At 31.7% G+C, this 10,354-nt stretch carries 12 protein-coding genes; 11 read left to right on the forward strand and 1 reads right to left on the reverse strand.

Annotated elements, in window-relative coordinates; all coding sequences use genetic code 11:
- The 5 genes from L6Q46_RS10405 to fsa form a co-directional block, all read left to right on the forward strand.
- The coding region (locus L6Q46_RS10405) for an enolase C-terminal domain-like protein (RefSeq protein ID WP_291284245.1) at positions 1–1,018 on the forward strand (1,018 nt) is incomplete at its 5' end.
- 37 nt (positions 1,019–1,055) lie between these two features.
- A complete protein-coding gene (locus L6Q46_RS10410; protein ID WP_291284246.1) occupies positions 1,056–1,745 on the forward strand; it encodes an SDR family NAD(P)-dependent oxidoreductase in 690 nt (229 codons plus the stop codon).
- Positions 1,746–1,767: 22 nt separating this feature from the next.
- Positions 1,768–2,160: a hypothetical protein gene (locus L6Q46_RS10415; protein WP_291284247.1), complete on the forward strand. Its 393-nt coding sequence runs from the start codon at positions 1,768–1,770 to the stop codon at positions 2,158–2,160.
- Between the two features lie 29 nt (positions 2,161–2,189).
- Positions 2,190–2,714: a GNAT family N-acetyltransferase gene (locus L6Q46_RS10420; protein ID WP_291284248.1), complete on the forward strand. Its 525-nt coding sequence runs from the start codon at positions 2,190–2,192 to the stop codon at positions 2,712–2,714.
- Between the two features lie 113 nt (positions 2,715–2,827).
- Complete coding sequence (fsa, locus tag L6Q46_RS10425; protein WP_026726663.1) at positions 2,828–3,484, forward strand: fructose-6-phosphate aldolase; 657 nt, start codon at positions 2,828–2,830, stop codon at positions 3,482–3,484.
- Between the two features lie 86 nt (positions 3,485–3,570).
- On the opposite strand, the gene L6Q46_RS10430 is transcribed toward fsa, so the two are convergent.
- A complete protein-coding gene (locus tag L6Q46_RS10430) occupies positions 3,571–4,974 on the reverse strand; it encodes a thioredoxin-like domain-containing protein (RefSeq protein WP_291284249.1) in 1,404 nt (467 codons plus the stop codon).
- A gap of 155 nt (positions 4,975–5,129) precedes the next feature.
- Between L6Q46_RS10430 and L6Q46_RS10435 the strand changes: the two genes are divergently transcribed.
- The 6 genes from L6Q46_RS10435 to L6Q46_RS10460 all read left to right on the forward strand — a co-directional run.
- On the forward strand, positions 5,130–6,749 hold the full coding sequence (locus L6Q46_RS10435) for an ABC-F family ATP-binding cassette domain-containing protein (protein WP_291284250.1): 1,620 nt from the start codon (positions 5,130–5,132) through the stop codon (positions 6,747–6,749).
- A gap of 94 nt (positions 6,750–6,843) precedes the next feature.
- The gene (gene pyrR, locus L6Q46_RS10440; RefSeq protein ID WP_166236036.1) at positions 6,844–7,383 is read left to right on the forward strand and encodes a bifunctional pyr operon transcriptional regulator/uracil phosphoribosyltransferase PyrR; all 540 of its coding nucleotides are present in this window, start codon (positions 6,844–6,846) and stop codon (positions 7,381–7,383) included.
- A 29-nt stretch (positions 7,384–7,412) separates the two neighbouring features.
- The gene (locus L6Q46_RS10445) at positions 7,413–8,342 is read left to right on the forward strand and encodes an aspartate carbamoyltransferase catalytic subunit (RefSeq protein ID WP_194096931.1); all 930 of its coding nucleotides are present in this window, start codon (positions 7,413–7,415) and stop codon (positions 8,340–8,342) included.
- 30 nt (positions 8,343–8,372) lie between these two features.
- On the forward strand, positions 8,373–8,705 hold the full coding sequence (locus tag L6Q46_RS10450) for a ribonuclease Z (RefSeq protein ID WP_291284251.1): 333 nt from the start codon (positions 8,373–8,375) through the stop codon (positions 8,703–8,705).
- Between the two features lie 67 nt (positions 8,706–8,772).
- Positions 8,773–9,678, forward strand: coding sequence for a ribonuclease Z (locus tag L6Q46_RS10455; RefSeq protein WP_291284252.1), 906 nt, complete (start codon positions 8,773–8,775; stop codon positions 9,676–9,678).
- A gap of 103 nt (positions 9,679–9,781) precedes the next feature.
- Positions 9,782–10,354, forward strand: a 573-nt coding sequence (locus L6Q46_RS10460; RefSeq protein ID WP_291284253.1) for an HAD family hydrolase, incomplete at its 3' end; no start/stop codon positions are given.

Here is a 10,354-nt window from a genome sequence, read left to right on the forward strand (position 1 = left end):
TACATCAATTCTAATTCCTATGCAAATCACTTGGCAAATTATTCGCTTACAACTAAAAGAAACGTTTTCAATTAGTTATGGAAGTTACTCGTTTAGAGAAGCCTTAATTGTTTCGCTTTCCAAAAATGGAAAAACTGGTTATGGTGAATGTACAGCTATTGATTACTACGGAATTAATTTAGTCGATTTCACTCAGAAATTAGCCGAAATTCAAGCTCAAATCGAAAAACAATCTCTAAAGCATCCTTCTGAATTTTATGCTTTTTTAGAAAGTTTACAATTGCATTCTTTTTTACGGTCGGCTTTAGATTGTGCGTATTGGGATTTATTTGGGAAGTTAGAAAGCAAGAGTTTCTTAGAATTGAATTCGATTGAAATACAGCAATTACCAGAATCTTCCATCACCATAAGTGTCGCTCCAATAGAAGAGCAATTGCAAAAAATAGCAAAATCCGATTGGAATAAATTCAAAGTAAAATGGAATCATTACGATGAAAAAGCATTGAATTTATTGTTGAATTGCGATAAAGAAATCGCTTTAGACGCCAACGGAAGTTTTTCTATTTCCGAATGTCAACAATTGGAAGAAAATCCGTTATCAGCAGAATTTACTTATATTGAGCAACCTATGAAAGTCGGAATTTCAAATTACAGTCATTTGAATGCTTCCAAATTTGCGAATTGGATGGCCGATGAAGATTGCCAAGAACAAACCAAACTTTCCGATTTAAAATCACATTATAAAACCATTAACATCAAATTAGTCAAAACGGGCGGATTAACTCCAGCTTTAGAACTAATTAAAGAAGCGCGAGCAAACGATTTTAAAATCATGATAGGTTGCATGACGGAATCTACCGTTGGAATTTCAGCCGGAGCGGTTTTGGTTCCATTAGTAGATTATGTAGATTTAGATGGCGCAAATTTAATTGCCAACGACATCGCTTTTGGAAGCACTATCGAAAAAGGAAAAGTCTTGCTTTCGGAGAAAGTTGGTTTAGGAATTTCCTTGAAATAATTTAAAGCCGTATTTTCGCAATATAATTCACACTAAAATGAGTAAAGTAGTATTAATTACAGGTGGTTCATCAGGAATTGGAAAATCAATTGGCGAGTTTTTACATCAAAAAGGTTTTGTAGTGTATGGCACTAGCCGAAATCCTGAAAAAATCACTAATTCGATATTTTCATTAGTAGCTTTAGATGTTCGCGATAAACAAAGTATTGTCAATTGCGTAGCCGAAGTTATTCAAAAATCAGGTCGATTGGATATTGTAATTAATAATGCTGGAGTAGGAATTACGGGACCAATCGAAGAAATTCCAACAGAGGAAATCCGAAATAATTTGCCTTATCGTGGGATTTATTCGGCTTCAAAAGGCGCTTTAGAATTAATTACGGAAGCCTTGCGAATGGAAGTAAAATCCTTCGGAATCCAAATAACGAATGTAGCTCCAGGTGATTTTGCCACTAATATTGCCGCAGGACGTTATCATGCTCCGGTGGTTAAAGGTTCAGCTTATGAAGTTCCTTACGGAAACACCTTGAAAGAAATGGATTCGCACGTTGACAGCGGTAGTAATCCAAACGAAATGGCAGAAGCAATTTTTGCAATCATTAAAACCGATAAACCAAAAGTACATTATAAAGTTGGGGCTTTCATGCAAAAGTTTTCTATTGTTTTAAAACGTATTTTACCTGATACAATTTATGAAAAAATGTTGATGAATCATTATAAGTTGTAGCTGATTATAATTAAAATCGCAAATGAAAAACAGTACATATCGAGAAATGTTGATAGAATATGGTAATGATTTAGATTCATATAAAGATGAACGTGAATTACTATTATCAAAATATAATTACTCGATAATTTTAGAAGGAGAATTTACAGAACTAGAAAATTTAGAAACTTGGATTAAAGAAAATATTGATGCAAATGAAATAGAATCAATATACTATGACAAAATAGATTATAATTACTGTTTTGTTGAATACTTTTTTTCTTTAGAAAATCATGCTTTATTAGCTCAAGATGTAGTTCCAAGAATATTTTCAACTTATCAAAATATACAAAATTTACCAAATATATTTAGAACAGACGGTGTTGGAAAATTTATAGAATATGATAATAGTATTCAAAACGTAATTGTTTTATAATTTCTGAATCTTTAACTTAAAATTTGATCATGCAGAATATTTCCATTATAAAAGCCGAATTACAAGACATTGAAAAACTTCAAAAAATAGGAAGACAAACTTTTTTTGAAACATTCTCGGAAAGTAATTCAGAAGAAAATATGCAAAAATATTTGGATGAAGGCTTCTCAATAGAAAAATTAACCACCGAACTTACCAATATAAATGCAGAATTTTATTTTGCTTTTCTTGATGCAGAAGTAATTGGTTATTTGAAACTTAATTTTGGCGAATCTCAAACCGAATTAAAGGATAATAAAGCGTTAGAAATTGAACGAATTTATGTTTCAAAAGAATTTCATGGTAAAAGTGTTGGACAGTTATTGTATGATAAAGCCATTGAAGTTGCTAAGCAGAAAAACGCTGATTATGTTTGGTTAGGTGTTTGGGAAGAAAATCCACGCGCAATTAGTTTTTATAAGAAAAATGGTTTTGTTGAATTTGACAAACATATTTTCAAATTGGGAGATGACGAACAAATTGACATCATGATGAAATTGAATTTGAAGAATTAAATTTCACCTTATTTTGAATTTGATTTTGAACTTACACTTGCCCTTGAATTTGGAATTTTTTATTCGTACTTTTGCATTTCAAAACAACACACAATACTTTAAAATTTAAAAAGATGAAATTTTTTATTGACACAGCTAATTTAGAGCAAATTAAAGAAGCACAAGAATTAGGAATTTTAGATGGTGTTACTACAAACCCATCGTTAATGGCTAAAGAAGGCATTACAGGAAAAAACAATATCCTAAAACATTACGTAGACATTTGCAACATTGTTGACGGTGATGTTAGTGCAGAAGTAAATGCAATGGATTTAGAAGGTATGATTAGAGAAGGTGAGGAATTAGCTGACTTACACGAACAAATCGTAGTGAAATTACCTATGACTAAAGAAGGTGTAAAAGCTTGTAAATATTTCTCTGATAAAGGAATTAAAACCAATGTAACTTTAATCTTCTCTGCTGGACAAGCGTTATTAGCTGCAAAAGCGGGAGCAACATATTGTTCGCCTTTCTTAGGAAGATTAGATGATGTTTCTACAGATGGTTTAAATTTAATTGATGAAATTCGTCAAATTTATGATAACTACGGATTTGAAACTCAAATTTTAGCAGCTTCTGTACGTCACACCATGCACGTAATTAACTGTGCTAAAATTGGTGCTGATGTTATGACTGGACCTTTATCATCAATCACAGGATTATTAAAACATCCATTAACAGATATCGGAATTGCTCAGTTTATTGCAGATTACGAAAAAGGGAATAAATAATTTCTGAAGAATATAAAAAGCAAAAAGCGTTCTAATTTAGAACGCTTTTTTAATTAGTAATGGTTATCCAAAAAACAATACTAATTTTATTTCAAATTCTGTTCAAAATTCACGTCAAACAAATTCGCAAATCCATTTTTAATAGTTCCATCTGCATTTAAGATGATAATTCTGTGAATTTTTGTGATGACCCATTGTTTTCTTATTGTTTCAAAATCAACAGCGTGTAATTCTTTTACGCCTTCAAAATTGTATTTTTTTAATGCGTTTTTCCAATTAGCGACATTATCATTTACATTGATAGCAATAAATTCATAAGCTGGATATTTTGCCTGTAATTCCATTACTTTTCTATGAGAAGCTGCAAAATGAGATTCAGCATGACTTGTCCAAAAGAATAAAACGGTTGGTTTGTTAATAACAGTATTTATGTCTAACGGTTTATAAACAGTATCAACCAATTCAATTTTAGGCAAACGATTACCCACTTTTAAATTCTGAACTGAATTGTAAATTTCGGAAATTTCCTTTTTATTTTCTTTGTCAGTAGTTAACTGTAAATAACGTTCAATAAATTTTTGGTTGTTGTACATGTTTTGATCTTCTAACAAGTACATCATGGCTACATTATTCAATACTACATTTTTTACTTTTTGATTTTTAATTAAAGTATCAGTAATATTTAATTTTGTGATGTTGTTTTCTAACGAATTTTCATTTAAATCTTCCTTGTTACTTTGTAAAGCAACATTGTTCAACATAACATTTACATATTTAATGTAAGGAGAGTAATTTGTTAAAACCGCATTATTGAAATCAACATTTTTTCTGTGATTGTAATAATCTTTTGGTAAACTAGCTCTAATGTTTTCACCAGTTCTAAATTGATGTGCGTAAGGGTAAATCTCTTTTTTGGTAATGTGATGAAAGTCTAAACTTGCTTTTGCTACGATGTCAAAATTTTCGTCCCAACCAATTTCAGCTTTTCGTTTTAAGTAAAATGACTTGCGAATAGCAAAACTAGAATCGATATTCTTGATAAAACTTTTTACGTCTTTATCAAAATTGTCATACATAATCGAGCGATCGGCTTCGTTTTTTAAAAATAATTCCATTAAGAAATTATTCTTTTCATCACCACGACCACAAAAAACTACTGAATTATCAAAATCAAAGGTATTTACACGAACCATTAAACTATCGTTCTTGTCAAAATAAACATATTGATATTCAGGATTATGCTTAAATGTATATAAACCAGGAGCTAACGAATCAAATTTGTGCATGAAACGATTGTTTTTATCCAAATAAATCGTATCAATAACTTCATCATCTTTTAAAAACAATATATATTTCTCTTGAGGATTTAAGATTTCTCCTCCAAAATACGAAACATAATCATCTTCCTTAAAGACTCTTTTACAAGAAGTTAAAGTAGAGAAAAGGACGATAGATAGGGGTAAAAAGTATTTTATGTAATTTTTAATCATGTACTTGATTATTAATTCTGAACAAATGTATCAGTTATATTCAAATCTTGTTGTTAATGTACAGTTAAAATAAACCTATATTAATTCTAAATTATTGTGTTCAAAAATCTACTATTTTTAGTACTTTTGCAACAGTTTTATAAAAAAATACAAAAATGTTAACAGTTTCAAATTTATCGGTTCAATTTGGGAAACGAATTTTATTCGATGAAGTAAATACAACGTTCACACAAGGTAACTGCTACGGAATCATTGGAGCCAATGGTGCGGGGAAATCTACCTTCATGAAAATTATTGCAGGTGAAATGGAACCAACGTCTGGTAGAGTAATTCTTGAACCAGGAAAACGTATGTCGGTTTTAAACCAAAATCACAACTTATTTGACGAACACACTGTTTTGGAAACAGTTTTAATGGGAAATAAAGTATTACATGCTATTAAAACAGAAATGGATGCTTTGTATGCCGATTATACAGATGAAAACGCCAACAGAATTGGAGAATTGCAATTGCAGTTTGACGAAATGAACGGTTGGAATGCAGAAAGCGATGCAGCAACGATGCTATCTAACTTAGAAATTGGTGCTGAACATCATTATACTTTAATGGCTGATTTGGACGGAAAACTAAAAGTTCGTGTGTTATTAGCACAAGCTTTATTCGGAAATCCAGATGTGTTGATTATGGATGAGCCTACCAACGACTTGGATTTTGAAACCATTGGTTGGTTAGAGAATTTCTTAGCGAATTATGAAAATACGGTTTTAGTAGTATCGCATGACCGTCACTTTTTAGATGCGGTTTGTACACACGTTTCAGATATTGATTTCGGAAAAATCACACATTATTCTGGAAATTATACGTTTTGGTACGAATCTTCGCAATTAGCAGCACGTCAGAAAGCACAACAAAATAAGAAAGCGGAAGAGAAAAAAGCCGAATTAGAAGAATTTATTCGTCGTTTTAGTGCGAATGTGGCAAAATCGAAACAAGCAACTTCTCGTAAAAAAATGATTGAAAAATTAAATTTAGACGAGATTAAGCCTTCAAGCAGAAGATATCCAGCGATTATTTTCGATACGGAAAGAGAAGCAGGAGATCAAATTTTAAATGTACAAGATTTAGCAGCTTCAGTTGATGGAGAAACATTGTTTAAAAATGTTGATTTAAACATGGCTAAAGGCGATAAAATTGTAGTTTTCTCTAAAGACTCAAGAGCAACAACTGCTTTTTACGAAATCTTAAATAACAAAATGACTCCAGATGCAGGAACATTTGATTGGGGAATTACCACTACACAGTCGTATTTACCAGTTGATAATCATGAGTTTTTTGATGGTGTAGATTTAAACTTAGTAGATTGGTTACGCCAATGGGCAAAAACCGAAGAAGAACGCGATGAAGTTTATGTTCGTGGATTCTTAGGAAAAATGATTTTCTCAGGAGAAGAAGCCTTGAAAAAATGTAACGTTTTATCAGGAGGAGAAAAAGTACGTTGTATGTTATCTCGAATGATGATGATTAGAGCTAACGTGTTAATGTTAGACGAACCAACGAATCACTTGGACTTAGAATCGATTACCGCTTTTAATAATTCATTAAATAATTTCAAAGGTTCGGTTTTATTTACAACGCATGACCACGAATTTGCGCAAACTGTAGGAAACAGAATCTTAGAATTAACACCAAATGGCGCTATCGACAGATACATGACATTTGATGAGTATTTAGAAGATGAAAAAATCAAAGAATTAAGAAAGAAAATGTATTCTTAATATCAATCCCGTTGCTAATTATAGTAACGGGATTTTTTTTACATTACAATTGCTATTAGAAATATAAATTCTAAATTTGTACAAACAACACACTATGAGTCAAAAAGTTTTGCTCACTTCAAAAGAAGTACACATTATCTTACATCGATTAGCTTGTCAACTAATTGAAAATCATTTAGATTTCTCAAATACTATCTTAATCGGTTTACAACCAAGAGGTAAATTTTTAGCCGAAAGAATCAAACAAATTTTAGAATCAGAATATCAAGTTTCCAACATTCAATTGGGATTTTTAGATATTACTTTCTTTCGCGATGATTTTAGAAGAGGCGAAAAACCTTTAGAAGCCAACAAAACCCAAATCGATTTTTTAGTAGAAGATAAAAAAGTAGTTTTTATTGATGATGTTTTATATACAGGAAGAAGTATCAATGCCGCTTTAACTGCGATTCAATCCTTTGGAAGACCATCAGAAGTAGAACTTTTAACTTTAATCGACAGAAGATTTAGTCGTCATTTACCTATTCAACCCGATTATAGAGGAAGACAAGTAGATGCCATAAATAACGAAAAAGTATTAGTAAAATGGCTTGAAAACGATGGAGAAGATGCTGTTTATCTAATAACAAAATAACATAACTACAAACACACAACTACATATAAATGAAAGAATTATCAGTAAATCATTTAATCGGAATAAAATATATTACCAAACAAGATATTGATTTAATCTTCGAAACGGCTGACCATTTCAAAGAAGTTATCAATCGACCAATCAAAAAAGTACCATCTTTACGAGATGTTACGATTGCAAACATTTTCTTTGAAAACAGTACGAGAACTAAATTATCTTTTGAATTAGCTCAAAAACGACTTTCAGCGGATGTTATTAGTTTTTCGGCAGCACAATCTTCGGTAAAAAAAGGAGAAACTTTAATTGATACGGTAAATAACATTCTATCTATGAAAGTAGATATGGTGGTGATGCGTCATAGCAGTCCTGGAGCTGCTCATTTTTTATCACAAAATATTGGAGCAAGTGTTGTAAATGCTGGAGATGGAGCACACGAACACCCAACACAAGCCTTATTAGATAGTTTTACAATTAGAGAAAAATTAGGCGATGTTGGTGGAAAGAAAATCGTAATCGTAGGGGATATTTTACACTCAAGAGTAGCATTATCAAATATCTTCGCTCTTCAAATGCAAGGCGCCGAAGTAAAAGTGTGCGGACCAAAAACATTAATTCCAAAATATATTGAATCACTTGGAGTTACGGTTGAACCAAATCTAAGAAAAGCTTTAGAATGGGCAGATGTAGCAAATATGCTTCGCGTTCAAAACGAGCGTTTAGATGTGAGTTATTTTCCAACGACAAGGGAATATACCCAACAATACGGAGTTACTAAAGAATTATTAGATTCGCTAAATAAAGAAATCGTAATCATGCATCCAGGTCCAATTAACAGAGGAGTGGAGATTACTTCAGATGTAGCGGATTCACAACAATCGGTAATATTGGAGCAAGTAGAAAATGGAGTTGCGGTGCGAATGGCAGTGATTTATTTATTGGCAAGTAAGATTAAAAATTAGTATCTTAGCATAAAATCAGAAATTCAACAAATGAAAGTAGATCAAAAAGGACATACAACAATAATTAAAGATACCCACAACAATGTGGAGGCTTTTGTGGAAAAGTTAACTAATGAATATCATGCATTTCAAAGACAAAACTTGATTTTAGATGTATCGCAAGATAAAGCTATTTCCAATGCCGATTTAGTGCATTTTAAAGACTTAGCCAAAAACCACAAAAAAGCAAAAAAATCAATAATTATCGTTACTGACACAGTTGATTTTGATAAAGTTCCCAATTATTTAAACGTAGTTCCTTCTGTTTTAGAAGCTCACGACATGATTGAAATGGACGAAATTGAACGCGATTTAGGATTTTAATAAAAGTTTACAGTCTCAGTTTACAGTATTCAGTAACTGCGACTGAACATGCGCTGAACACTAAAAAATGAAACTACAAATACTTGGCTGTTATGCAGCTACTCCAAGAACCATAACGAATCCAACATCGCAAGTATTAGACATAAAAAATCATATGTTTTTAATCGATTGTGGCGAAGGAACGCAAGTACAATTACGAAAACACAAAATCAAGTTTTCTCGTATTAATCATATTTTTATTTCGCATTTGCACGGCGATCATTTTTATGGATTAATTGGTTTGATTTCGACTTTTATGTTGCTAAATCGCGAAAATGATTTGCACGTTTATGGTCCAAAAGGAATTAAAGAAATCATTTTATTGCAGTTACGTGCTTCGGGTTCGTTTACGGGATACAATTTATATTTCCACGAATTAGAATCCAAAGAAAGTGAAGTCGTTTTTGAAGACGAAACGGTAATTGTAAAAACCATTCCGTTAAATCATAGGGTGTATACCAACGGATTTTTGTTTCAAGAAAAGCTAGGAAAACGCCATTTGAATATCGAAGCAGTAGCCAAATACAAAATTGAAAAAGTGTATTTCGATAAAATTAAATCAGGAGGCAATGTGACATTAGATTCAGGTGAAGTAATTGCTAATGAATTGCTTTCGTTTCCACCAGACGCTCCGATGAGTTATGCTTTTTGTAGCGATACTTTGTATGATGAATCTATTGTTCCCATTATCAAAGATGTTGATGTGTTGTATCATGAATCTACTTTCTTAGATTCGGAAATGCAATACACGGAGAAAACTAAACATGCAACTGCGAAAGAAGCAGCCAAAATCGCAAAATTAGCGAATGCTAAAAACTTAATTTTAGGGCATTATTCCACACGTTACGGTTCTATCGAACCTTTTAAAACCGAAGCAGAAACTATTTTTGAAAATGTGCTTTTAGCGGATGATGGCAGAGAATTTGAATTCTAAATCTTAATTGAAATAATATATTTGGAACACAGATTTAAGAAATTATAATAATTTTTAAAATTTCTTAAATCTGTGTTCCAAAACTAAAATTTTTACAAATTTTATGGTACAAACAGTAATTTTTGATATGGATGGCGTAATTGTAGATACCGAACCGGTACATCATTTTGCGTATTACCAACATTTTAACGAATTAAACATCGAAGTTTCAGATGAAATGTATCGTTCGTTTACGGGTAATTCCACTCGAAATATTTTCCAGAAATTAAAAGTACAGTTCGATTTACAAGAAGATGTGGAAGATTTAATATTAAGAAAACGTCATTTATTTAATGAAGCTTTCGATTTGAAAGAAGATTTGTATTTGATTGAAGGAGTAGAAGATTTAATCAAAGAATTACACGCAAACGGAATTCAGCTAATCGTAGCGTCTTCAGCTTCAAAAGTTACGATTAATAGAGTGTTTACTCGTTTTAATTTACACCAATATTTTACTCATATTGTTTCGGGAGAAGATTTTCCAAAGTCGAAACCACATCCTGCTATTTTTGAACATGCTGCGAGTTTATCAGTAGCTCCAAAAGAAAATTGCATAGTAATTGAAGACAGTACCAATGGAATTCAAGCCGCAGTTTCAGCTGGAATTTTTTGTGTGGGTTACGATAGTTTTCATTCC

This window comes from Flavobacterium sp. (genome assembly GCF_023151265.1).
Taxonomy (GTDB): domain Bacteria; phylum Bacteroidota; class Bacteroidia; order Flavobacteriales; family Flavobacteriaceae; genus Flavobacterium.

What these genes read in the sequence shown, in the direction of transcription:
- L6Q46_RS10435 (WP_291284250.1), top strand. Translation starts at nt 5,130, where the DNA reads ATGTTAACAGTTTCAAATTTATCGGTTCAATTTGGGAAACGAATTTTA.
- L6Q46_RS10450 (WP_291284251.1), top strand. Translation starts at nt 8,373, where the DNA reads ATGAAAGTAGATCAAAAAGGACATACAACAATAATTAAAGATACCCAC.
- L6Q46_RS10415 (WP_291284247.1), top strand. Translation starts at nt 1,768, where the DNA reads ATGAAAAACAGTACATATCGAGAAATGTTGATAGAATATGGTAATGAT.
- L6Q46_RS10420 (WP_291284248.1), top strand. Translation starts at nt 2,190, where the DNA reads ATGCAGAATATTTCCATTATAAAAGCCGAATTACAAGACATTGAAAAA.
- L6Q46_RS10445 (WP_194096931.1), top strand. Translation starts at nt 7,413, where the DNA reads ATGAAAGAATTATCAGTAAATCATTTAATCGGAATAAAATATATTACC.
- pyrR (WP_166236036.1), top strand. Translation starts at nt 6,844, where the DNA reads ATGAGTCAAAAAGTTTTGCTCACTTCAAAAGAAGTACACATTATCTTA.
- L6Q46_RS10410 (WP_291284246.1), top strand. Translation starts at nt 1,056, where the DNA reads ATGAGTAAAGTAGTATTAATTACAGGTGGTTCATCAGGAATTGGAAAA.
- L6Q46_RS10430 (WP_291284249.1), bottom strand. Translation starts at nt 4,974, where the DNA reads ATGATTAAAAATTACATAAAATACTTTTTACCCCTATCTATCGTCCTT.
- fsa (WP_026726663.1), top strand. Translation starts at nt 2,828, where the DNA reads ATGAAATTTTTTATTGACACAGCTAATTTAGAGCAAATTAAAGAAGCA.
- L6Q46_RS10455 (WP_291284252.1), top strand. Translation starts at nt 8,773, where the DNA reads ATGAAACTACAAATACTTGGCTGTTATGCAGCTACTCCAAGAACCATA.